Annotated in this window: 20 protein-coding genes; 18 read left to right on the top strand and 2 right to left on the bottom strand. The window is 77.8% G+C overall.

Annotated features, from left to right (window positions below):
• The first annotated feature begins 88 nt into the window (after positions 1–88).
• From Q0789_RS05645 to nusB, 3 genes are all read left to right on the top strand, one after another.
• Positions 89–514 (top strand): VOC family protein, encoded by a 426-nt coding sequence (locus tag Q0789_RS05645; RefSeq protein WP_366917657.1) that lies wholly within the window; start codon positions 89–91, stop codon positions 512–514.
• Between the two features lie 196 nt (positions 515–710).
• Positions 711–1,271 carry an elongation factor P gene (efp, locus tag Q0789_RS05640; RefSeq protein ID WP_171202611.1) on the top strand — a complete coding sequence of 187 codons (561 nt, stop codon included), beginning with the start codon at positions 711–713 and terminating at the stop codon, positions 1,269–1,271.
• 1 nt (position 1,272) lies between these two features.
• Positions 1,273–1,698, top strand: a complete 426-nt coding sequence (gene nusB, locus Q0789_RS05635) for a transcription antitermination factor NusB (protein ID WP_298802981.1) — start codon at positions 1,273–1,275, stop codon at positions 1,696–1,698.
• A 352-nt stretch (positions 1,699–2,050) separates the two neighbouring features.
• Here the strand turns inward: nusB and Q0789_RS05630 are convergent, their stop codons facing one another.
• Complete coding sequence (locus tag Q0789_RS05630) at positions 2,051–2,551, bottom strand: transcriptional regulator (RefSeq protein WP_298802979.1); 501 nt, start codon at positions 2,549–2,551, stop codon at positions 2,051–2,053.
• A gap of 258 nt (positions 2,552–2,809) precedes the next feature.
• Here Q0789_RS05630 and pyrR point away from each other — a divergent pair, with 258 nt between their 5' ends.
• From pyrR to metK, 14 genes are all read left to right on the top strand, one after another.
• Entirely contained in the window at positions 2,810–3,433 is a 624-nt protein-coding gene (gene pyrR / locus Q0789_RS05625) for a bifunctional pyr operon transcriptional regulator/uracil phosphoribosyltransferase PyrR (protein ID WP_298802977.1), read from the top strand.
• A complete protein-coding gene (locus tag Q0789_RS05620) occupies positions 3,430–4,383 on the top strand; it encodes an aspartate carbamoyltransferase catalytic subunit (RefSeq protein ID WP_298802975.1) in 954 nt (317 codons plus the stop codon). Before pyrR ends, Q0789_RS05620 begins: the two co-directional genes overlap by 4 nt.
• Positions 4,380–5,759 carry a dihydroorotase gene (locus tag Q0789_RS05615; RefSeq protein WP_298802973.1) on the top strand — a complete coding sequence of 460 codons (1,380 nt, stop codon included), beginning with the start codon at positions 4,380–4,382 and terminating at the stop codon, positions 5,757–5,759. Before Q0789_RS05620 ends, Q0789_RS05615 begins: the two co-directional genes overlap by 4 nt.
• Positions 5,760–5,787: 28 nt before the next feature.
• Complete coding sequence (locus Q0789_RS05610) at positions 5,788–6,429, top strand: hypothetical protein (RefSeq protein WP_298802971.1); 642 nt, start codon at positions 5,788–5,790, stop codon at positions 6,427–6,429.
• Positions 6,426–7,694, top strand: a complete 1,269-nt coding sequence (gene carA, locus Q0789_RS05605; protein WP_298802969.1) for a glutamine-hydrolyzing carbamoyl-phosphate synthase small subunit — start codon at positions 6,426–6,428, stop codon at positions 7,692–7,694. The genes Q0789_RS05610 and carA overlap by 4 nt, the downstream gene beginning before the upstream one ends.
• Entirely contained in the window at positions 7,694–11,047 is a 3,354-nt protein-coding gene (carB, locus tag Q0789_RS05600) for a carbamoyl-phosphate synthase large subunit (RefSeq protein ID WP_298802967.1), read from the top strand. Before carA ends, carB begins: the two co-directional genes overlap by 1 nt.
• Before the next feature lie 38 nt (positions 11,048–11,085).
• Positions 11,086–12,174, top strand: coding sequence for a hypothetical protein (locus Q0789_RS05595; protein ID WP_298802965.1), 1,089 nt, complete (start codon positions 11,086–11,088; stop codon positions 12,172–12,174).
• A complete protein-coding gene (locus Q0789_RS05590; RefSeq protein WP_298802963.1) occupies positions 12,171–13,145 on the top strand; it encodes a dihydroorotate dehydrogenase in 975 nt (324 codons plus the stop codon). The genes Q0789_RS05595 and Q0789_RS05590 overlap by 4 nt, the downstream gene beginning before the upstream one ends.
• Positions 13,146–13,480: 335 nt before the next feature.
• Complete coding sequence (pyrF, locus tag Q0789_RS05585) at positions 13,481–14,311, top strand: orotidine-5'-phosphate decarboxylase (RefSeq protein ID WP_366917656.1); 831 nt, start codon at positions 13,481–13,483, stop codon at positions 14,309–14,311.
• A 296-nt stretch (positions 14,312–14,607) separates the two neighbouring features.
• The gene (mihF, locus tag Q0789_RS05580) at positions 14,608–14,922 is read left to right on the top strand and encodes an integration host factor, actinobacterial type (RefSeq protein WP_171203397.1); all 315 of its coding nucleotides are present in this window, start codon (positions 14,608–14,610) and stop codon (positions 14,920–14,922) included.
• Positions 14,923–14,966: 44 nt separating this feature from the next.
• The gene (gmk, locus tag Q0789_RS05575; protein WP_298802957.1) at positions 14,967–15,635 is read left to right on the top strand and encodes a guanylate kinase; all 669 of its coding nucleotides are present in this window, start codon (positions 14,967–14,969) and stop codon (positions 15,633–15,635) included.
• Positions 15,636–15,830: 195 nt separating this feature from the next.
• The gene (rpoZ, locus tag Q0789_RS05570; RefSeq protein WP_171203395.1) at positions 15,831–16,181 is read left to right on the top strand and encodes a DNA-directed RNA polymerase subunit omega; all 351 of its coding nucleotides are present in this window, start codon (positions 15,831–15,833) and stop codon (positions 16,179–16,181) included.
• A 4-nt stretch (positions 16,182–16,185) separates the two neighbouring features.
• Positions 16,186–17,538 carry a phosphopantothenoylcysteine decarboxylase gene (locus Q0789_RS05565; RefSeq protein WP_298802955.1) on the top strand — a complete coding sequence of 451 codons (1,353 nt, stop codon included), beginning with the start codon at positions 16,186–16,188 and terminating at the stop codon, positions 17,536–17,538.
• 100 nt (positions 17,539–17,638) lie between these two features.
• Complete coding sequence (gene metK / locus Q0789_RS05560; protein ID WP_298802953.1) at positions 17,639–18,868, top strand: methionine adenosyltransferase; 1,230 nt, start codon at positions 17,639–17,641, stop codon at positions 18,866–18,868.
• Here metK and Q0789_RS05555 read toward each other — a convergent pair.
• Entirely contained in the window at positions 18,816–20,633 is a 1,818-nt protein-coding gene (locus tag Q0789_RS05555) for an EAL domain-containing protein (RefSeq protein WP_298802951.1), read from the bottom strand. The genes metK and Q0789_RS05555 overlap by 53 nt on opposite strands.
• Positions 20,634–21,032: 399 nt before the next feature.
• Here Q0789_RS05555 and Q0789_RS05550 point away from each other — a divergent pair, with 399 nt between their 5' ends.
• Entirely contained in the window at positions 21,033–23,252 is a 2,220-nt protein-coding gene (locus Q0789_RS05550) for a primosome assembly protein PriA (RefSeq protein ID WP_366917655.1), read from the top strand.
• The last annotated feature ends 84 nt before the right edge of the window (positions 23,253–23,336 follow it).

Here is a 23,336-nt window from a genome sequence, read left to right as displayed (position 1 = left end):
CGGGCTCCCGGGTGCCCCGGAGCCACGCCCGTGCGACGGTCCGGTCATGCCTCCCACCGCCGACCGCTCGCCCACGCCGACCGAGCACCTGGGGCGCGTGTCGCCCACCGGGTACGCCCACGTGCGCGTCACCGTGACCGACATCGCCCGCTCCCGCGCCTTCTACGACGCCGTCTTCGGCTGGGACGTGGCCTTCGAGGTGCCGGAGGACGCCGACGAGGCCACCCGCGAGCAGCTCGGCTTCCTCTTCGGCGGGGTCATCTACGCCTTCGGGGGCGGCCTCTTCGGCCTGCGCCCCGTGGCGCCGGGCGGCGACCGCTTCGACGAGGACCGCGTCGGTCTGGACCACGTCTCCTTGACCGTCGCCCAGCGCTCGGAGCTCGACGCCGCCGCCGAGGTGCTCGACCGCCTGGGCGTGGCCCACGAGCCCGTCAAGGACGTCGGCGGCTACTCCATCCTGGAGTTCCGCGACCCCGACGGCATCGCCCTGGAGCTCACGGCCCTCACCGGCTGAGCGCCCCGGCGAGGAGCCCCGGCGGCGGGGGGCCGGACGGCGCGCGCCGGAGGGGGCCGCGGACGGCGGTAGCCTGGCCCCACCGCCCCGGACGACCGCGCGCCCCGTCGCGCTCGACGGCGGCCGGCGCACCCCTCGGGGCGCGCGCCGTCGCCGCGGCCGGGCACGACCACCCGCACCCGACGGACGGACTCCCGTGGCCTCGACGAACGACCTCAAGAACGGCACCGTGCTGAAGATCGACGGACAGCTGTGGTCCGTCGTGGAGTTCCAGCACGTCAAGCCCGGCAAGGGCGGCGCCTTCGTCCGCACGAAGATGAAGAACGTGCTCTCGGGGAAGGTCGTCGACCGCACCTTCAACGCCGGCGCCAAGGTGGAGACGGCCACCGTCGACCGCCGCGACATGCAGTACCTGTACCGCGACGGCGCCGACTTCGTGTGGATGGACCCCGAGACCTTCGACCAGCTGATGGTGCCCGAGGCCACTGTCGGTGACGCCGCCAACTTCCTCCTCGAGGGCGCCACCGCGCAGGTGGCGATGCACGAGGGCGAGCCGCTCTACGTCGAGCTGCCCACCTCGGTCGTCCTCGAGGTCACCTACACCGAGCCCGGCCTGCAGGGCGACCGCTCCACCGGCGGCACGAAGCCGGCGACGGTCGAGACCGGCTACCAGATCGCCGTTCCGCTGTTCCTCGAGAGCGGCACCAAGGTCAAGGTCGACACCCGCACGGGCGACTACCTCGGTCGCGTCAGCTGACGTGGCCGCCCGCAGCAAGGCCCGCAAGCGGGCCCTCGACGTCCTCTACGAGGCCGAGCAGCGCGGCCTGCCGCCCCTCGAGCTGCTCTCGCAGCGGCTGGCGTCGACCAACCCCTCGGACCCGGGCGCTCCGCCGATGCCCGAGTACGCCGTCGAGCTCGTCGAGCTCGTCGTCACCCACCTCGCGCGCGTCGACGAGCTGCTGGCGACCTACTCGCAGGGCTGGACGGTCGAGCGGATGCCGGACGTCGACCGCGCCGTCCTGCGCCTCGGCGCCGCCGAGCTGCTGTGGGGCGACGTGCCGGGCCCCGTGGCCGTCGACGAGGCCGTCGAGCTCGCGCGGGCGCTGTCGACCGACGACTCGCCGGGCTTCGTCAACGGGGTGCTGGGGCGCCTGCTGGAGATGAAGCCGGCCCTCACGGCCTGACGGTCCGCGTCGGGCCGGGTCCGTCGCCTGGTCCGGGGTGGCCGGTCCGCGTCCGGCTCGCCGCGGCTCCGGGCACTGGCTTCGGCGCGCCCGGGTCGGTTGCCGCTCGGGTCGGGGCGCCGGCCTGACGTGCCCCTCCGCCCCGGCGCCCCGGACGCTCGTGCCCTGGTGTCCGGCGCGCCGCGGCTCCGGACGCTCGTGCCGCGGCAGGCGGAGCGGGTCACGGAGCTCCCTCGCGATCGCCGACCGTGGACGCCCCGGACGCACCCGACGCCCCGGACGCACGAGAGCCGCACCACCCGAGTCGGTGGTGCGGCTCTCGTGCGTCCGGGTGCGCCTGTGGGAGACAGGCTCAGACGTCCGGCAGGGCCACGGCCCGCCGGGCCTCCTCGCTGAGGACGTCCCAGCCGATCAGCCGCTCGGTGAGGGCCGAGGGCGGCAGGTCGAAGATCACCGCGAGCGAGCGCAGGTCGTCGACCCGGATCGGCATCTCGTCGGACTGCTCGTCCCCGCGCGCCTCGCGGATGTCCGCGAGGTAGCGCAGCAGCGGGCCGGACTGCTCGGTGGGGACGCGGCGCAGCGCCTCCAGGTCGAGCACGAGCCGGGGCGGCGGCAGGGCCGTCTCCCCGGGCGTCGTCTCCGGCAGCAGCGCCGTGACGGGCACGTCGTAGAACTCCGCCAGCTCGGCGAGCCGCTGCACGGTGACGGCCCGGTCGCCGCGCTCGTACGAGCCGACGACGACGGCCTTCCAGTGACCCTGCGACTTGGCCTCGACGCCCTGCAGCGACAGTCCCTGGCGCGTCCGGACCGACCGCAGCCGGTTCCCGAGCACCTTCGCGTACTCCGATGCCACTGCACCCCTCCTGGTGGGCCGGGCACCGGCGCGAGGTCGTCCCGCGTCGTGCCGACCGGGCTAGATCGTCACTCAGCGTCACTGGACCGTCAAGCGCCGCCACCCGTTGGGTCCACGGCGTCCACCGGTCGGTGGCCCGCGACGACGGGCGTCCGCCTGCCGGGCGGGCGGTCCGGGGGGTGGGGCGCCGGCTGCTAGGTTCCGGGCGACCGACGTCCTTCAACCTCCGTCCCGAGAGGCGGGGAAGGAGTCGCCGCCATGGCGTCCGCGCGCCCGGTGCTCGAGGCCCCGGAGATCAGCAGGGTCCTCACCCGCATCGCCCACGAGGTCCTCGAGCGCAACCGGGGGGCCGACGACCTCGTCCTCCTCGGCATCCCCACCCGCGGCACCCACCTCGCCCGCCGCGTGGCCGAGCGCCTCGTGGCCGCCGAGCCCGGGGCCGGGCCCCTCGAGCAGCTCGTCGGCTCCCTCGACGTGACCATGCACCGCGACGACCTGCGCCGGAACCCCGTCCGCGCGCTGGGGCGCACGAGCCTGCCGCCCGGCGGCGTCGACGACTGCGTCGTCGTCCTCGTCGACGACGTCCTCTTCTCCGGGCGGACGGTGCGGGCTGCGCTCGACGCCCTCTCCGACCTCGGCCGCCCCCGTGCGGTGCGCCTGGCCGTCCTCGTCGACCGGGGCCACCGCCAGCTGCCGATCCGCGCCGACCACGTCGGCAAGAACCTGCCGACGGCGGCGGAGGAGAGCGTGCGGGTGATGCTCGAGGAGGTCGACGGGCGCGACGCCGTGCTCATCAGCGGCCCCGACGACGCCCCCGAGCCGGCCCCTGAGCCCGCCCGCGAGCAGGCTCCGGGTGCGGCGGACGAGGAGGGGGCGCGGTGAGGCACCTGCTGTCGGCGGCCGACCTCTCGCGCGAGGACGCGCTCGAGCTGCTCGACGTCGCCGAGGAGATGGCCGCCACCCAGGCGCGCGAGATCAAGAAGCTGCCGACCCTGCGCGGGCGCACCGTGGTCAACCTCTTCTTCGAGGACTCGACCCGCACCCGCATCTCCTTCGAGGCGGCGGCCAAGCGGCTGTCGGCCGACGTCATCACCTTCTCCGCCAAGGGCTCGAGCGTCTCCAAGGGCGAGTCGCTCAAGGACACGGCGCTCACGCTGCAGGCGATGGGCGCCGACGCGGTCGTGCTGCGGCACAGCGCCTCCGGCGCCGCGCACCGGCTGGCGCACGCCGGCTGGTCGGGCGTCGGCGTCCTCAACGCCGGCGACGGCACGCACGAGCACCCCACGCAGGCGCTGCTCGACGCCTTCACGCTGCGGCGCCGGCTGGCCGAGCGGGCCGGCGGCGACCCGGCCCGAGTGCTCGAGGGCGCGCGGGTCGCCGTCGTCGGCGACGTGCTCCACAGCCGCGTCGCCCGCTCGAACGTCCTGCTGCTCGAGACGCTCGGCGCCGACGTCGTGCTCGTCGCCCCGCCGACGCTCCTGCCGGTCGGCGTCGGCACGTGGCCGTGCCGCACGAGCTGGGACCTCGACGCCGTGCTGCCCGACGTGGACGCCGTCATGGTCCTGCGCGTGCAGCGCGAGCGGATGGGCGGGGGCGGGTTCTTCCCCTCGGCGCAGGAGTACACGCGGCGCTTCGGCCTCGACGGCCGCCGCCTGCGCCTCCTGCCCGACCACGCGCTCGTCATGCACCCCGGCCCGATGAACCGCGGGCTCGAGATCTCCGCGGAGGCCGCCGACAGCCCGCGCTCGACGATCGTCGAGCAGGTCGCCAACGGCGTCGCCGTGCGCATGGCCGCCCTGTACCTGCTGCTCGCCGGAGAGGACGCCGCATGAGCACGACCGACACCCCCGCGCCGACCGGAGCCGCCGGGGACGGCGCCGTCCCGCCGGTGCTCGTCCGCCGGGCGCGGCTGCTCGGCGGCGAGGAGACCGACCTGCTGCTCGCGGGCGGTCGCGTGGCGCGCACCGGCCCCGGCGGGTCGCTCGAGGCCCCGGACGGCGCGCGCGTCGTCGAGGCCGCCGGCCTCGTGGCGCTCCCCGGCCTCGTCGACCTCCACACGCACCTGCGCGAGCCCGGGCGCGAGGACGCCGAGACGGTCCGCACCGGCTCGCGGGCCGCGGCCCTCGGCGGCTTCACGGCCGTCCACGCCATGGCGAACACCGACCCGGTCGCCGACACCGCCGGGGTCGTCGAGCAGGTGTGGCGCCTGGGCCGCGAGGTGGGCCTCGTCGACGTCCGCCCCGTCGGGGCGGTCACCGTCGGGCTCGCGGGGGAGCGGCTCGCCGAGCTCGGCGCGATGGCGACCTCGGCCGCCCGCGTGCGCGTCTTCAGCGACGACGGGAGGTGCGTGCACGACCCCGTGCTCATGCGCCGGGCGCTGGAGTACGTGCGCTCGGTCGACGGCGTCGTGGCCCAGCACGCCCAGGACCCGCGCCTCACCGAGGGCGCCCAGATGCACGAGGGCGTCGTCTCCTCGGTCCTCGGCCTGCGGGGCTGGCCCGCCGTGGCGGAGGAGGCCGTCATCGCCCGCGACGTGCTCCTCGCCGACCACGTCGGGTCGCGCCTGCACGTCTGCCACGTCTCCACGGCGGGGTCCGTCGAGATCCTGCGCTGGGCCAAGGCCCGCGGCGTCGACGTCACCGCCGAGGTGACGCCCCACCACCTGCTGCTCACCGACGAGCTCGTCCGCGGCTACGACCCCGTCTACAAGGTCAACCCGCCGCTGCGCACGCGCGCCGACGTCGAGGCCCTGCGCGAGGCGGTCGCCGACGGCACGGTCGACGTCGTCGCCACCGACCACGCGCCGCACCCGGTGGAGGACAAGGACTGCGAGTGGGCGGCCGCCGCCATGGGCATGACGGGGCTCGAGACCGCCCTCTCGGTCGTGCAGGAGGCCCTCGTCGAGACCGGGCTCCTCGGCTGGGCCGACGTGGCCCGCGTCCTGTCGAGCGCCCCCGCCCGCATCGGCCGCCTCGAGGACCACGGCCGGCCGCTGGCGGAGGGCGAGCCCGCGCACCTCGTGCTCGTCGACCCCGCCGCGCGCCGCCCCGTGACCCCGGAGCAGCACGCGACGCAGGGCCGCAACAGCCCCTACCGCGGCATGGAGCTGCCCGGCCGCGTCGTCGCGACCGTGCTGCGCGGCCGACCGGTCGTCCTCGACGGCGCGCTCGTCGGCGACGAGCCCGCCGGCGCTCCGGGGGCGTCGTGAGCCCGGCGGACGCCCCGGCGGTCCGCGCGTGAGCGAGGAGCAGGCCGGGCTGCTCGTGCTGGTGGCGATCCCCGTCCTGTGGGCCCTCATGTGGTGGGGGTGGCGGCGGCGCTCGCGCCGTCAGCGCGACCTGCCGGCCCCGCCGCCGGCGCCGCAGGACCCCGGCGCGGTGGTGCTCGAGCCCCGCGAGGGCGTGTACGTGAGCACGACGACCGCCGGCGACTGGCTCGACCGCGTCGTCGCCCACGGCCTCGGCCGGCGCAGCGCCTGCGAGGTCGGCGTCTTCGCCGCCGGGGTGTCCGTGGCCCGCGAGGGCGAGGACGTCCTGTGGCTGCCGGCGGACCGCCTGCTGCGGGTGCGCCGCGAGCGGGGCATGGCCGGCAAGTACGTCGACCGCGAGGGGCTCGTCGTCCTCACCTGGCTCCTCGGACCGGGGGAGGACCTCGAGGTCGACACGGGCCTGCGGCTGCGCCGGGACGCGGACGCCGACGCCCTGGTCGCCGCGCTGGCCGCGGTGCTCCCGGGGACGGCGGCCGGGCGCGACGGGCCACGGCCGCAGGAGGACGACGAGAGCCCCCCGGTCGAGGGCCCGCAGGACGAGGGCGCGCAGCACGAGCAGCACGTGGACGGGCAGGACGGCGTGGACGAGCGAGAGGGAGGCGACCGGTGACGAGCACGGGAGCGGAGCCGCTGACGCGGACGAGCGGCGGCGGCGCGGCCGAGGAGGCCGTGCTGGTGCTGGAGGACGGCCGGTCCTTCACCGGGCGCGCCTACGGCGCCCGCGGCACGACGGTGGGGGAGGCCGTCTTCTGCACGGCCATGACGGGCTACCAGGAGACCCTGACCGACCCCTCGTACCACCGGCAGGTCGTGGTCATGACGGCGCCGCACATCGGCAACACGGGCGTCAACGACGAGGACGTCGAGAGCCGGCGCATCTGGGTGTCGGGCTTCGTCGTCCGCGACCCCGCCCGCCGACCCTCGAGCTGGCGCAGCCTGCGGGTGCTCGAGGACGAGCTGGCCGACCAGGGCGTCGTCGGCATCAGCGGCGTCGACACGCGCGCCCTCACCCGGCACCTGCGCGAGCGCGGGGCGATGCGCGCCGGCGTCTTCTCCGGCGACGCGCTGCGCGAGCCGACCACCGGCCGGCGCCTGGAGCCCTCCGAGCTCCTCGTGCGCGTCCTCGACGCGCCCGTCATGGCGGGCGCGGACCTCGCGGGCGAGGTGACGACCCCGGAGCCGTACGTCGTCGAGGCCGTCGGCGAGCCGCGCCGGGGCGTCGACGGGCGGCCCATGACCGTGGTCGCGCTCGACCTCGGCATCAAGTCCCGCACCCCCTGGCACCTCGCGCAGCGGGGCGTCCGCGTCCACGTGCTCCCCGCGACGGCGACGACGGAGCAGGTGCTCGCGCTCTCCCCGCACGGCGTCTTCTACTCCAACGGCCCCGGGGACCCGGCGGCGGCCGAGCACGAGGTCGGCGTCCTGCGCGACGTCCTGTCGCGCCGGCTGCCCTTCTTCGGCATCTGCTACGGCAACCAGCTGCTCGGGCGGGCCCTCGGGCTCGGCACGTACAAGCTCGTCTACGGCCACCGCGGCGTGAACCAGCCGGTGATGGACACGGCCACCGGGTCGGTCGAGATCACCGCCCACAACCACGGCTTCGCCGTCGACGCGCCCATCGGAGAGCCCTTCGACACGCCCTACGGCGCCGCCGAGGTGAGCCACTGGTGCCTCAACGACCGGGTCGTCGAGGGGTTGCGGTGCCTCGACGCGCCGGCCTTCAGCGTCCAGTACCACCCCGAGGCCGCGGCCGGCCCGCACGACGCCGGCTACCTGTTCGACCGGTTCTGCGACCTCATGGCCGCGCCCGACCGCACGCCCGACACGCCCAGCCCCGCCAGCCCCAGCAGGGCCACCGCCGAGGAGACCGACTGATGCCCCGCCGCGACGACCTCCGGTCCGTCCTCGTCATCGGCTCCGGCCCGATCGTCATCGGGCAGGCCTGCGAGTTCGACTACTCGGGCACCCAGGCCTGCCGCGTCCTGCGGGAGGAGGGGCTGCGCGTCGTCCTCGTGAACTCCAACCCGGCGACGATCATGACCGACCCGGAGTTCGCCGACGCGACCTACGTCGAGCCGATCACCCCGGAGTTCGTCGAGGCGATCATCGCGAAGGAGCGCCCGGACGCCGTCCTCGCCACCCTCGGCGGCCAGACGGCGCTCAACACGGCGATCTCCCTCCACGACGCCGGCGTGCTCGAGCGCTACGGCGTCGAGCTCATCGGCGCCGACGTCGACGCGATCCGCGCGGGGGAGGACCGCCAGGTCTTCAAGGAGATCGTGGCGCGCTGCGGCGCCGAGAGCGCCCGCAGCGCCATGGCGCACACCCTGGAGGAGGCGAAGGCCGCGGCCGCCGACCTCGGCTACCCCGTCGTCGTGCGCCCGTCCTTCACCATGGGCGGCCTCGGCTCGGGCTTCGCCAACGACGCCGAGGAGCTCGAGCGCTTCGCCGGCGCCGGGCTGCGGGCGAGCCCGACGAGCTCGGTGCTGCTCGAGGAGTCGATCCTCGGGTGGAAGGAGTACGAGCTCGAGCTCATGCGCGACGCGAAGGACAACGTCGTCGTCGTGTGCTCCATCGAGAACCTCGACCCCATGGGCGTGCACACGGGCGACTCGATCACCGTGGCGCCCGCGATGACGCTCACCGACCGCGAGTACCAGCGGATGCGCGACGTCGCCATCGCCGTCATCCGCGAGGTCGGCGTCGACACCGGCGGCTGCAACATCCAGTTCGCCGTCGACCCGCGCGACGGGCGCATGGTCGTCATCGAGATGAACCCGCGCGTGTCGCGCTCCTCGGCGCTGGCGTCGAAGGCGACCGGCTTCCCCATCGCCAAGATCGCCGCGCGCCTGGCGATCGGGTACACCCTCGACGAGATCCCCAACGACATCACGGCGAAGACGCCGGCGAGCTTCGAGCCGACGCTGGACTACGTCGTCGTCAAGGTGCCCCGCTTCGCCTTCGAGAAGTTCCCGGCCGCGGACGCGTCGCTGACGACGACGATGAAGAGCGTCGGCGAGGCCATGGCGATCGGCCGCAGCTTCCCCGAGGCGCTGCAGAAGGCGCTGCGGTCGCTGGAGAAGCGGGGCTCGACCTTCCACTGGGAGGGCGCCCCGGCCGGCCCGGAGGAGCTCGACTCGCTCATGGCCGAGGTGGCCGTGCCGACCGACGGGCGCATCGTCGCCGTCCAGCAGGCGCTGCGCGCGGGCGTCGACGTCGAGGCCCTGCACGAGGCGACGGGGATCGACCCGTGGTTCCTCGAGGAGATGGCGGGCGTCGAGGAGGTCGCGGCCGAGCTGGCCGCCGCCCCCGAGCTGTCGGTCGACCTGCTGCGCCGCGCCAAGCGGTCGGGCTTCTCCGACGCGCAGGTGGGCTCGCTGCGCTCGCTGCCCGAGGACGTCGTCCGCGGCGTCCGCCACGCCCTGGGCGTCCGCCCCGTCTACAAGACGGTGGACACGTGCGCGGCGGAGTTCGCCGCGACGACGCCGTACCACTACTCCTCCTACGACGAGGAGGACGAGGTCGTCGCCAGCGGACGCCGCAAGGTGCTCATCCTCGGCTCGGGCCCCAACCGCATCGGCCAGGGCGTCGAGTTCGACTACTCGTGCGTCCACGCGGCCTTCGCGCTGCGGGACGCCGGGTACGAGACGGTGATGGTCAACTGCAACCCCGAGACCGTCTCGACCGACTACGACACCTCCGACCGCCTGTACTTCGAGCCGCTGACGCTCGAGGACGTGCTCGAGGTCGTCGCCGCCGAGCAGCGCAGCGGCGAGGTCGTGGGCGTCGTCGTCCAGCTGGGCGGGCAGACGCCGCTGGGGCTCGCCCGGGGCCTCGAGGCGGCCGGCGTGCCGATCGTCGGGACCTCCCCGGCCGCCATCGACCTCGCGGAGGACCGCGGCGCCTTCGGCCGGGTGCTCGCCCAGGCCGGCCTCTCCTCGCCGCGGTGGGGCACGGCCGCCTCGGCCGAGGAGGCCGTCGCCGTCGCCGCCGACATCGGCTACCCCGTGCTCGTCCGGCCGTCCTTCGTGCTCGGCGGCCGCGGCATGGAGATCGTCTACGACGAGGCGACGCTCGCCGGCTACGTCGAGCGCGCCCGGCGCACCGGCGTCGTCGTCAGCCCCGACCACCCGCTGCTCGTGGACCGCTTCCTCGAGGACGCCATCGAGATCGACGTCGACGCGCTCTTCGACGGCGAGGAGATGTACCTCGGCGGCGTCATGGAGCACATCGAGGAGGCCGGGGTGCACTCGGGCGACTCGGCGTGCGTCCTGCCGCCCGCGACGCTCGGGCGCGCCGAGCTCGAGCGGGTGCGGCGCTGCACCGAGGCCATCGCCCGCGGCGTCGGCGTGCGGGGCCTGCTCAACGTGCAGTTCGCCCTGGCGGGCGACGTCCTCCACGTCCTCGAGGCGAACCCGCGGGCCAGCCGCACCGTGCCCTTCGTCGCCAAGGCGACCGGCGTGCAGCTCTCGAAGGCCTGCGCCCGCGTCATGCTCGGCGCGACCGTCGCCGAGCTGCGGGCCGAGGGCCTCCTGCCGGCGCACGGCGACGGCGGCGCCCTGCCCCTCGGCGCGCCGGTCGCCGTCAAGGAGGCGGTGCTGCCCTTCAAGCGCTTCCGCACGCCGGCGGGCGACGTCGTCGACTCCCTCCTCGGCCCCGAGATGCGCTCCACCGGCGAGGTCATGGGCATCGACGTCGACTTCCCGGCCGCCTTCTCGAAGTCGCAGACGGCCGCCTACGGCGGGCTGCCCAGCAGCGGACGGGTCTTCGTGTCGGTGGCCGACCGCGACAAGCGCGCGCTCGTCCTGCCGGTCAAGCGTCTCGTCGACCTCGGCTTCGAGGTCCTCGCCACCTCGGGCACCGCGGAGGTGCTGGCGCGCAACGGGATCCCCAGCACGCTCGTGCGCAAGCACAGCGCCGGCCCGGGCCCCGCGGGCGACGGCGGGCCGGGCGAGCCGACGGTCGTCCAGCGCATCCTCGCCGGCGAGGTCGACGTCGTCGTCAACACGCCGTCGGGCACGGCCGCGCGCGCCGACGGGTACGAGATCCGCGCGGCGACGACGGCGATGGACAAGCCGATCATCACGACGGTGCAGCAGCTCTCGGCGGCCGTGCAGGGCATCGACGCGGCCCGTCACGCCGAGGTGCGGGTGACGAGCCTGCAGGAGCACGCGGCGGCGCTCCACGCCGTGTGGGGCGGCGCGCCGGCGTCACCGGCCGTGCCGTGACGGCCGCCGGCCCGCTGGACGGCCCGGGGGCAGTCGCCGTGGACGGCGTGGAGGCGGGGGCCGAGGTCGTCGACGACGAGGCCGTCGCGCCTCCCGGCGCCGTGGCCGAGCGCGCGGTCGTGCGCTCGGCCGAGCCGGTCGGGGCGTACACGCGCCTCGTGCTCGCGGCCCCGCGCAGCGCCGCCGCGGCGCGCCCGGGGCAGTTCGCGGCGTGCTCGACGGGCGACTCGGGCATGCTCCTGCGCCGCTCTTTCTCGATCTCGTCGGCCGACGCGGAGGCGGGCGAGCTCGTCCTCGTCGTCGCCGCCGCCGGCCCCGGGACCGCGCGGATCGCCGGCCTGCGAGCCGGCGACGTCCTGCCCGTGCTGGCCCCCCTCGGCCGGCCCTTCGCGCTGCCGCCGGCCGGCGAGGGCGTCGTCCTCGTCGGCGGCGGGTACGGGGCCGCGCCCCTGGCGTGGCTCGGCGCCGCGCTGCGGGCCCGCGGCAGCGCCGTCGACCTCGTCGTCGGGGCGGGCGACGCGCGGCGGCTGCTGGGCCACGACACGCCGAGCACCGCCGGCGGTGCCGACGGGGTCCCCGGGGGTGCGGACGCTCCCGTGGACCGGGTCCACGTCGCGACCGAGGACGGCTCGGCGGGCGCGCGGGGGCGCGTGACCGACCTGCTGCCCGACCTCCTCGCCGGGCCGGACGGGAGCGCGGGGCCCGACGGAAGCGCGGGGCCCGAGGAGAGCGCGGGGCACGGCGGGGGAGCGCGGCACGTGCTGGCGTGCGGCCCCATGGCGATGCTCCGGGCCGTCCACGAGGTCGCGTCCGCCGCGGGGGCGACCACCCAGCTGGCCACGGAGGAGTCCATGGCCTGCGGGATCGGGGTGTGCATGACCTGCGTCCTGCCGGTCGTCGGCGACGACGGGCGCACCCGGATGGTCCGCGCCTGCACCGAGGGCCCCGTCTTCGCGGGGGAGCGGCTGCGGTGGGACGCCATCGGAGCGCCCGCGCCGCAGCGCCCCGCGGGCGTGGGGGCCCGCGTGCCCGAGGACGCCGTCGGCGCTCCCGCATCGTCGTCGCCACTGGCGCCGCCCGCCGGCGGCGACGCGGTGCAGCCCGGCGTCGTGGGCGGTCGGCCGTGAGCGCGCCCGCCGCTCCGCGGCCTGCGAAGTCCGCCGTCGACCTCGCGGTGGACCTGGCGGGGACGCGCCTGCGCTCGCCCGTCATGACGGCGTCCGGCTGCGCCGCCGCGGGCCGCGAGCTCGACGCCTTCACCGACGTCGCCGCATTGGGCGCCGTCGTCACGAAGTCGGTGATGCTCAGCCCGCGCTCGGGCCGCCCGACCCCGCGCATGGCCGAGACGCCGGCGGGGATGCTCAACTCGATCGGCCTCCAGGGCGGGGGCGTCGACGCGCTCGTCGAGCACGACCTCCCGTGGCTCGCCGAGCGCGGCGCCACCGCCGTCGTGTCCGTGGCGGGCGGGGACCCGGAGGAGTTCGCCGAGGTGGCCCGCCGCGTCGTCGGCGCGCCGGGGGTGGCCGCGCTCGAGGTCAACATCTCCTGCCCGAACGTCGCGAACCGCGGCCTCGTCTTCGCCTGCGACCCGGGCAGCAGCGCCGCGGTGCTGGGAGCCGTGCGCGCCGCGGTCGGCGACGACGTCGTGCTGCTCGCCAAGCTCTCGCCCGACGTCACCGACCTCGTGGCGATCGCCCGCGCCTGCCTCGAGGCGGGGGCGAGCGGCCTCACCGCGATCAACACGCTCCTCGGCGTGGACGTCGACGTGCGCACCATGCGCCCGCGGCTCGCCGTCACCACGGGCGGGCTGTCGGGGCCGGCGATCCGGCCGGTCGCCGTCCGCTGCGTCTGGCAGCTGCGCGCGGCGATGCTCGCCGGTCTCCTCCCGGAGGCGCCGGTCGTCGGGACGGGCGGGGTCGCGAGCGGGGTCGACGCGCTGCAGATGGTGCTGGCGGGGGCCTCCGCCGTGCAGGTGGGCACCGCCGTCTTCGCCGACCCGACGACGCCGGGCCGGGTCGTCGACGAGCTCGTCGCCCTGCTCGCCGAGCGGGGCTTCGCCTCCGTCGCCGAGGCCGTGGGGTTCGCCCACCGCCCCTGAGCCCGCCACCGTCCGCGGGGGGCGGGTGAGGGGTGCGGTGGCGCGCACGGCGACCTGCGCACCGCGGGCGTCGCGCGGGCGGCGGGGCGCTGACCTGCGGTGACGCCCCGGCCGGGTGCGGGCGGCGTCCGGTGCGCAGGTCGCCGTGCGCGGCGCCGTCGGTGCGGCCCCGGCGCTCTCGCCCGTCGGCCCGGTCACCCGGGAGCGGCCGGGTGCGGTGGGATGGGGCCGTGGACCCCGCGACGCCGCCGCAGCCGCCCGCCCGTCCGACGAGCCCCGCGAGCGGCGGGGGGACGGGGGCGGAGGGGAGCGCCCCGACGCCCTTCGGCGACCGGCTGCGCGCCGCGACGGACGCGCACGGCCCGCTGGCCGTCGGCGTCGACCCGCACCCGGCGCTGCTGTCCCGCTGGGGCCTGCCCGACGACCCGACCGGTCTCGAGCGCTTCGCGCTCACCTGCGTCGAGGCGCTGGGCGGCGTCGTCGCGGCGGTGAAGCCGCAGTCGGCGTTCTTCGAGCGGCACGGCTGCAGGGGGGTCGCCGTCCTCGAGCGGCTCCTCGGCGAGCTGGCCGCCGCGGGCACCCTGTCGCTCCTCGACGTCAAGCGCGGCGACGTGGGCAGCACCATGGCCGCCTACGCGCAGGCGCACCTCGCCGACGGGGCCCCGCTGGCCGCGGACGCCGTCACGCTGTCGCCGTACCTCGGGCTGGGCTCGCTGCGGCCGGCGCTCGACCTCGCCGCCGCCACCGGTCGGGGCGCCTTCGTCCTGGCGCTCACCTCCAACCCCGAGGGGGCGTCGGTGCAGCACGCCCGCGACGACGACGGCACCCCGGTCGCCGCCGCCGTGGCGCGCGGCGTCGCGCTCGAGAACGCCGGGGCGCGGGCTCGCGGCGCGCTCGGCTCGGTGGGGATGGTCGTCGGCGCGACGACGGGCGGGGCCGCCGCCCGGCTCGGCCTCGACCTCGCCGCCACCGCCGCGCCGCTGCTGGCCCCCGGCGTCGGCGCGCAGGGGGCGGGGCCGGAGGACCTCGCGGCCGTCTTCGGCGACGCCCGCCGCCAGGTGCTCGCGACGTCGAGCCGGGGCGTCCTCGCCGCCGGTCCGCGCGCCGCCGACGTCCGCGCCGCGGCGCGCGACCTCGCCGACCGCTGCGCGGTCGCCCTCGCCTGACGGCCGGGGCCGCGGGGGAGCGGCGGCCCCCGGGGGCTCCGGGAGGGGCGAACGGGCGACGACTCGCCCTCCGGAGGCCTCGGGAGCCGACGAACGGGCGACGACTCGCCCTTGCCGGCGCCCGGGAGGGGGGACGGGCGACGGTCGGCTCTCCAGCGGGGCCCGGCCCCGGGCTCGCCGCCCCTCGTTGCCGCCCGCGATCGGGAGTCGCTAGCGTCACGTCACCCGCCGCCGGGGCGAGCGCCCGCGCTCCGCCGCCGGCGACCCGACCCCTTCTGCCCCGAGGTGGACCCGCCGTGCCGCTCCCGCACCTGACCGACGAGCAGCGCGCCGCGGCGCTCGAGAAGGCCGCCCAGGCGCGCCGCGCCCGGGCGGAGATCAAGAACCGCCTCAAGTACGGCCAGGGCTCCCTGGAGCAGGTGGTCCGCGACGGCCAGAGCGACGACGTCGTCGGCAAGATGAAGGTCAGCGCCCTCCTGGAGTCGATGCCCGGGGTGGGGCGCGTCACCGCGCGCAAGATCATGGAGGAGGTCGGCATCTCGGAGTCGCGGCGCGTCCGCGGCCTGGGGGCCCACCAGATCTCCGCCCTCGTCGCGCGCTTCGAGCGCTGAGCGCCGCGGTGGGGCCGGAGCAGGACGCCGCTCGGTCGGACGCGGTGTCGAGCCGTGGTCCTGTTCCACATACCTCAGCCGAGGTCGACGGAAGCCCCCACGCGGCTCGCCTGACCGTCCTCGCAGGGCCGACGGCCGTCGGCAAGGGCACCGTCTCCGCCGACGTGCGGCACCGCTACCCGCAGGTGTGGCTCTCGGTGTCGGCGACGACCCGGTCGCCGCGCCCGGGGGAGGTCGACGGCGTGCACTACCACTTCGTCGACGAGGCGGAGTTCGACCGGATGGCCGCGGCCGGCGAGCTGCTCGAGTGGGCGGTCGTCCACGGGCGGCACCGGTACGGGACGCCGCGCCGACCGGTCGAGGAGGTGCTCGCGCAGGGGCGGCCCGCCCTGCTGGAGATCGACCTGCAGGGCGCCCGCCAGGTGCGGGCCACCATGCCGGGGGCGCGCTTCGTCTTCCTCGCACCGCCCTCGTGGGAGGAGCTGGTCCGCCGGCTCGTCGGCCGCGGCACCGAGGACGAGGCCGAGCGGGAGCGCCGGCTCGCCACGGCCCGCACGGAGCTCGAGGCGGAGCGGGAGTTCGACGTGACCGTCGTCAACGCGGACGTCCGCCAGGCCGGCGACGACCTCGTATCATCGATGGGTCTGCGGCCGCTGCCGGCGACCGACGGCCCCGCCGTCGACCACCCCGGCGGGCGGCAGCAGGGCGCCTGAGGGCGTCGCCGGGCGGCCCGGGACGGGTGCGTGCGGTGCGCGAGCACCGCGCGACCGCGGGGCCGCCGGGACCAGGACGGCCGCAGGAGCGGCAGCACGACTGACAGCACGAGAGGGCCACCGGGACGCATCGGACCGGCGGGCCGCGAGGACGGCGGGCGCCACGGGCGCCGGCCCCGACCGCAGGAGGACCCCGTGTCCGGAACGAGCGCCGCCCCCGAGGGCATCACCGACCCGCCCATCGACGACCTGCTCAAGGCCGCCGACTCCAAGTACGCGCTGGTCATCTACGGCGCCAAGCGCGCCCGCCAGATCAACGCCTACTACTCCCAGCTCTCCGAGGGCCTGCTCGAGAACGTCGGCCCCCTCGTCGAGACCCACGTGCAGGAGAAGCCGCTGTCGGTGGCGCTGCGCGAGATCGACGCCGGCATGCTGACGATCCGCCCGTCCGACGGCGAGGGCGACGCGCCCGAGGGCCTCGAGATGGCCGACGACGGCGGCCTCGACGACCCCTTCACCCCGGGCGACGTCCCCGCTGAGGGCTGACCGCGTGAGCGGCGCCCCCGCGGGCGACCCGCCGGCGGGGCGCCGTCCCCGCGTCGTCCTCGGCGTCGGCGGGGGCATCGCCGCGTACAAGGCCGCCTCCCTGCTGCGGCTGCTCGCCGAGGGCGGCGCCGACGTCCGCGTCGTGCCGACGGAGGCCGCCCTGCGCTTCGTCGGCGCGCCCACGTGGGCGGCGCTCTCGGGGCACCCGGTGGCCACGGGCGTCTGGGAGGACGTCCACGAGGTGCCCCACGTACGGCTCGGCCGCGAGGCGGACCTCGTCGTCGTCGCCCCGGCCACCGCGGACCTGCTGGCCCGCGCCGCGGCGGGCCTCGCCGACGACCTCCTGACGACGACGCTCCTCACCGCGACCTGCCCCGTGCTGCTGGCTCCGGCCATGCACACGGAGATGTGGCTGCACCCCGCGACGCGCGCCAACGTGGCCCTCCTCCGGGAGCGGGGCACCCACGTCATGGAGCCGGCGACGGGGCGTCTCACGGGCGCCGACTCGGGGCCCGGCCGGCTGCCCGAGCCCGAGGACGTCCACGCCGCGGCCCTCGCGCTGCTGGACGAGCGGCGCCCGGCCGACCGCGCGACGTCGGCGCCCACCCCCGACCCGCAGGCCCCCGACCCCGAGGCTCCCGGCCCCGGCGACGAGCCCGCCCACGACCTGGCGGGCCGGCGCGTCGTCGTCTCGGCCGGGGGCACGCGCGAGCCGCTGGACCCGGTGCGCTACCTGGGCAACCGGTCCTCGGGCCGCCAGGGCGTGGCGCTCGCCGCCCGCGCGGCCGCCCGCGGGGCCGACGTCGTGCTCGTCGCCGCCCACCTCGAGGTGCCCCCTCCGCCCGGCGTCCGCGTCGTGCCCGTGGGCGAGGCGCGCGAGCTGCGCGACGCCGTCCTCGCGGAGGCGTCCGGGCCGGGCGGGGCCGACGTCGTCGTCATGGCCGCCGCCGTCGCGGACTTCCGGCCCGAGGCCGTCGCGGCCACGAAGATGAAGAAGGACCCGGGCTCGGACGACGCGCCCGTCGTCCGCCTCGTGCGGACCCCCGACGTCCTGGCCGAGGTCTCCCGCCGCGACCGCGAGGACGCCCGCCCGGGGCAGGTCGTCGTGGGCTTCGCGGCCGAGACCGGCGACGAGGACGGCGACGTCCTCGCCCACGGGCGCGCCAAGCTGGCGCGCAAGGGCTGCGACCTCCTCGTCGTCAACGACGTCGGCTCCGGACGCGGCTTCGGCACGCCGGACAACGCCGTCGTCCTCCTCGGCCGCGACGGCACGGAGCGGCCGGTCGGGCCGGCGCCGAAGGAGGTCGTCGCCGACGCGGTGTGGGACGCCGTGGGGGAGCTGCTGGCCCGCCGCTAGGGTGACGGCGCCCGACCGCCCGTCGCCGGCGCCGCCGCCGCGGCGGCCCACCGGCGCAGGGGGCGGGCCCAGCCAGCAGCCGCTGCACCCGAGGAGCCCCGTGCCCACGAGCCCGTCCGCCCCCAGCCCCCGCGCGCAGGACCTGCGCCTGTTCACCTCCGAGTCGGTGACGGAGGGGCACCCGGACAAGATCTGCGACCAGATCAGCGACGGCATCCTCGACGCCCTCCTCGAGCAGGACCCCCGCAGCCGCGTCGCCGTCGAGACGATGGTGACGACGGGCCTCGTGCACGTGGCCGGGGAGGTGACGACCACCGGGTACGCCGACATCCCGAGCATCGTCCGCGAGACGATCCTGCGCATCGGCTACGACAGCTCGACCAAGGGCTTCGACGGCGCGTCCTGCGGCGTGCAGGTCTCCATCGGCGCCCAGTCGCCCGACATCGCGGCCGGCGTCGACAGCGCCTGGGAGCAGCGCAGCGGCGCCTCGGCCGAGGACGCGCTCGACGCGCAGGGCGCGGGGGACCAGGGCCTGATGTTCGGCTACGCCTGCGACGACACGCCCGAGCTCATGCCGCTGCCCGCGTGGACGGCGCACCGCCTCGCCGAGCGGCTCGCCCAGGTGCGCCGCGACGGCGTGCTGCCGTACCTGCGCCCCGACGGCAAGACCCAGGTGACCATCGGCTACGACGGCGACACCCCGGTGCGGGTCGAGACCGTCGTCGTCTCCACCCAGCACGCGGCCGACGTCTCGCTCGAGGGGATGCTCGCCCCCGACGTCCTCGAGCACGTCGTCGCGCCGGTCCTCGCGACCACGGGCCTCGACGCCGAGGGGGTCCGCCTCCTCGTCAACCCCTCGGGCCGCTTCGAGCTCGGCGGCCCCATGGGCGACGCCGGCCTCACCGGCCGCAAGGTCATCGTCGACACCTACGGCGGCATGGCGCGCCACGGCGGCGGCGCCTTCTCCGGCAAGGACCCGAGCAAGGTGGACCGCTCGGGCGCCTACGCGATGCGCTGGGTCGCCAAGAACGTCGTCGCCGCGGGGCTGGCCCGCCGCTGCGAGGTGCAGGTGGCCTACGCCATCGGCGCGGCGCGGCCGGTGGGCCTCTACGTCGAGTGCTTCGGGACGCAGACGGCGCCGCTCGAGCGCATCACCGCGGCCATCCGCGAGGTCTTCGACCTGCGGCCCGCGGCGATCGTGCGCGACCTCGACCTCCTGCGACCGATCTACGCCCCCACGGCCGCGTACGGGCACTTCGGCCGCGAGCTGCCGGGCTTCACCTGGGAGCGGACGGACCGGGTCGAGGCGCTGCGCGCCGCGGTCGGCTGAGGCGCAGCTCCTCGAGCGGCGCGGGGCGGCCGAGCAGGAAGCCCTGCGCGAGGCGGACGCCGAGGCGCCGCAGCTCGGCCAGCTCGGCGGGCGTCTCGACGCCCTCGGCCACGAGGTCGGCCCCCAGGTCGGCCGCCAGGGCGACGAGCGCCCGCACGAGCGAGCGGCGCGCCGGGCTCTCCGGGAGCCCCCGCACGAGGCTGGCGTCGGCCTTGATGACGTCGGGGGACAGGTCCGCCACGCTCCGCAGGCCGGCGTAGCCGGCGCCGACGTCGTCGAGCGCCACCCGGGCGCCCGCGGCGCGCAGGGCCGCCAGCGCCGCGGGCAGCCCGGGGTGGTCGGCGAGGTCCTCGTGCTCGGTGACCTCGACGACGACCCGCCCCGGCGGCAGCCCGGCGAGGCGCTCGAGCAGCCCGGGCTCGGTGACGAGAGCGGGCCCGGCGTTGACGGCGAGGTGGAGGTGGGCCGGGAGGCGGTCGAGCAGGGCGGTCGCCGCGTCGACGGCCGCGAGCTCCAGCGCCGTGCCGAGCCCGACGTCCGCCGCCGCGGCGAAGACGCGGTCCGGCCCCTGCCCGCGCCCGGGGAAGCGGGCCAGGGCCTCCACGCCGACGACGCGGTCGGCGACGAGGTCGACGACCGGCTGCAGGACGACCCGCAGGCCCCCGGGGGCGAGGAGCGGGGCGAGGGCCTCCTCGCGGCGGGTCCGGACGGCGGCGTCGTCCTCCAGGCGCGCGAGCTGGCGGCCCGCGAGGTCGGCGAGCACCTCGAGCACCGACGCGTCGGACCGGGTGAGCGCGACCTGCCGGTCCGAGGCGGTGCAGAGCGTCCCGTGGGCGCGGCCCCGCACGAGCACCGGCGCCCCGGCGTAGGCGGCCAGGCCCGCGGGCGCAGCGAGGGCCACCCGGCCGGACGGGTCGCCGACGAGGTCGGCGACGACCCCGCGGCCCTCGGCCAGCACGCGGCGGCAGGGCGTGGGCCCGCCGAGGGCGACGTCGCGCCGCAGGGCCGGGACGGGCGCCTCGCCGCTGCTGCGCTCGACGACCTGCGCGTCCTCGTCGACGCGCACGAGCGCCGCGAACGGCATGCGCAGCTGCTCGCGGGCGACCTCCAGGAGCCGGTCGACGGCCTCGACCGGGTCGACGTCGGTCGTCATCTGCGCGAGCGCCGCCGCCCGGACGCGCTCGGCGACCTCGAGGCGGGCGGCCAGCTCGCGGACGCGGCGGGCGTCGCGCACCCGGACGACGACCTGGGCGCACTGGCGCGCCAGCGCGGTGACGAGCGCCTCGTCGGCGCCGGTGTGCGCGGGGTGGCGGGGTGGCTTGGCGAGGTAGAAGGCGCCGAGGACCTCGGCGCCCTCCTCGACCTGCACGGGCACGCCGAGGAAGGCGCGCATCGGCACGTGCCCCTCGGGCACGGCGCCGGCGGAGGGGTGCGTGCGCAGGTCTGCCGTCCGCACCAGCTCGCCGGCGAGGACGGCGCCGAGCACCCCGTGGCCCTGCGGCGGGCCGGGCAGGCGCGCCACCTGCGACGTCGTCATGCCCGCGTGGACGAGGTGCGTCACGCCGCCCGGGCCGACGAGCACGGCCGCCCCGAGCAGGGACCGGGTGGCCAGGCGCGCGACGTCGACGGCGCGCTCGAGGGCGCCCTCCTCGTCGTCCTCGCCCGCCATGGCCGTGAAGGCGTCGAGGACGAGCTGGACGCGGTCGGCGCGCTCGTCCACCGACGGCTCGTCCACCGACGGCACGGTCACGGACGGCACGTCCACTGGCTGCTCGTCCACCGGTCCGTCCGCGTCCGACCTCCGCGCCGGCGGCGCAGCGGCGCGCCGGGGTCCGGGCACCGGCCTCGAGGGGGGCGGCGGCACCGGGCACGCCGGGGCGGCGTGGCGCGGGGGCAGGGCGGTCACACCCGTTCCCTCGGCCGGGGAGGTGGCGTCCTTGAGCGGGGGGCGTCCTCCGACCCGGTGGCCCGGGCCCTCGGTCCCCGGCGGGAGGCGCGCCGGGCGGCGTGCGCGGCGTCGGTGGGGGCTGGTGGGATCGGGCCCGTGGGCGAGGGCGGGGCCGGTCGGTCGGTCGGGGGCGAGGACGAGCAGCTCGCCCTGCTGCGCTCGTCGACGCGGCGCCGGGTTCCGCGCCCGCCCGAGGGCGCCGCGGCGGTGGACCCGGTGGCGGGCGTCGTGCTCGACGTCCCGCTGCCGCACCTCGACCGCGTCTTCGACTACGCCGTCCCGGAGTCCGCGGCGGACGCCGCCGTACCGGGCGCCCGGGTGAGGGTGCGCTTCGCCGGGTCGGACGTCGAGGGGTACGTCGTCGAGCGGCGCGCCACCACCGAGCACACCGGCACCCTCCTGCCGCTGCGGCGGGTCGTCTCGGCCGAGCCGGTGCTCGACCCGCAGGTGCTCGCGCTGGCCCGCGCCGTCGCGCGCCGCTGGGTCGGCACGACCGCCGACGTCCTGCGGCTCGCCGTGCCGCCCCGGCGCGCGGCGGTCGAGACCGAGGAGCGCCCCGGCCCGCCGCTCGGTCCCCTCCCGCTCCCGGACCCCGGGCCCTGGCGGGCGTACGCGGGCGGGCCCGCGCTGGTGGCGCGCACGGCGGCCGGCGGTGCCCCGCGGGCGGTCTGGACGGCGCTGCCCGGCGCGCCCGAGCAGGACTGGCCCGCCGCGCTGGCGGTGCTCGCCGCGGCCGCGCTGGCCGGGGGGCGCGGGGCGCTGCTCGTCGTCCCCGACCACCGCGACGTCGCCCGCGTCGACGCCGCGCTCGGCGAGGTGCTCGGCGCCGGGCGCCACGTCCGCCTCACGGCCGACGACGGCCCCACCGCGCGCTACCGCGCCTTCCTCGCCCTGCGGCGCGGGCGGGTGCGCGTCGCCGTCGGCACCCGGGCGGCGGCCCTCGCGCCGGTGCAGGACCTCGGCCTCGTCGTCTGCTGGGACGACGGTGACGACCTCCACGTCGAGCCGCGGGCGCCGTACCCGCACGCGCGCGACGTGCTGCTCGAGCGCGCGGAGGCGACGGGCGCCGCCGCGGTCGTCGGCTCGGGGGCGCGCACCGCCGCGGCCCAGCAGCTGCTCGCCACGGGCTGGGCGCGGCCGGTCGTCGCGGCCCGCGAGGTCGTGCGGGCCCGGGCGCCGCGCGTCGCCGTCGCGGAGGACGACGGGCGCGACCCGGCCGGCCCGGGCGCGCGCCTGCCCTCCAGCGCCCTGCGCCTCGTCCGGGAGTCGCTGCCCTCGGGACCCGTGCTCGTCCAGGTGCCGCGCGCCGGCTACCTGCCGGCCACGGCGTGCCAGCGCTGCCGCCACCCCGCCCGGTGCGACCGGTGCGGCGGGCCCCTCGCGCTGCCGCAGCCCGACGAGCCGGGCGGCGCGAGCGCCCCGGTGTGCCGCTGGTGCGCCACCGGCGCCCCGGCGTGGGCCTGCCGGCACTGCGGGGGCCGGGCGCTGCGGTCGCTCGTCGTCGGGTCGGGGCGCACCGCCGAGGAGCTCGGCCGGGCCCTGCCCGGGGTGGTGGTCCGGCGCTCGGGCGGAGCGGCCGACGTGCTGCCCGTGGTCCCCGCCGAGCCGGCCCTCGTCGTCGCGACGCCCGGCGCGGAGCCGCTCGCGGAGGGCGGCTACAGCGCGGCCCTGCTGCTCGACACCTGGGCGCTGCTCACCCGCGCCGACCTGCGCTCGGCCGAGGAGGCCCTGCGGCGCTGGCTCCAGGCGGCGTCCCTGGTGCGCCCGGCGGCGGACGGCGGGCGCGTGCTGGCGGTGGGGGACGCGGGTCTCGCGCCGCTGCAGGCCCTCGTGCGCTGGGACCCGGGCGGCCACGCGGAGCGCGAGCTGGCCGAGCGCGTCGAGCTGGCGCTGCCGCCGGCCGTCGCCGTGGCCCGGGTCAGCGGACCGGCCCCCGGTGTGCGGGCGCTGCTCGCGGCGGCCCACCTCCCTGCGGGCGCGTCCGTGCTCGGCCCCGCGCCGATGGCGGAGCAGGCCTGGGTCGGGGCCTCCGGGTCATCCGGGGCCTCCGGGGCGCTCGCGCCCGGCGCGGCGGGGACCGCCGGGGGCGGGCGGAGCGGCCCGGGGCCGGCCCGCGCCCCCCGCGGCCGGGCCGTCCTGCCGCGGCGCCCCGCGCCGGGGGACGCAGCGCTGCCCGGCACCGGGGGCGGCCCCGGGCCCGCGGGCCGGCCGGACGGCGCAGGGGGAGCGGGGGGAAGGGGAGCGGGCGCGGGCACCACCCCCGCGGAGGCGGCGGACGACGACGCCCCCGGCGTGCAGGCCCTGCTGCGCGCCCCGGCGGCGCAGCGCCTCGCCCTCGCCGACGCGCTGCGCGCCGCGCGGGCCGCGACGTCGGCCAGGCGGGAGCCGGCGGTGCGGGTGGTCGTCGACCCCCTCGACCCGCTCGAGGGCTGGTGAGGAGCCCGGGCGGGGCGGCCTCGCCCGCGGGAGCCGGTCGGCGCGGAGCCTAGGATCGCCTGCGCTCCTCCTGCCGTCGTCGAA

Source organism: uncultured Pseudokineococcus sp. (assembly GCF_947499845.1).
Taxonomy (GTDB): Bacteria; Actinomycetota; Actinomycetes; order Actinomycetales; family Quadrisphaeraceae; genus Pseudokineococcus.
Note: the sequence above shows the minus strand (reverse complement) of the source record. Positions and strands in the feature narration are given on the sequence as shown.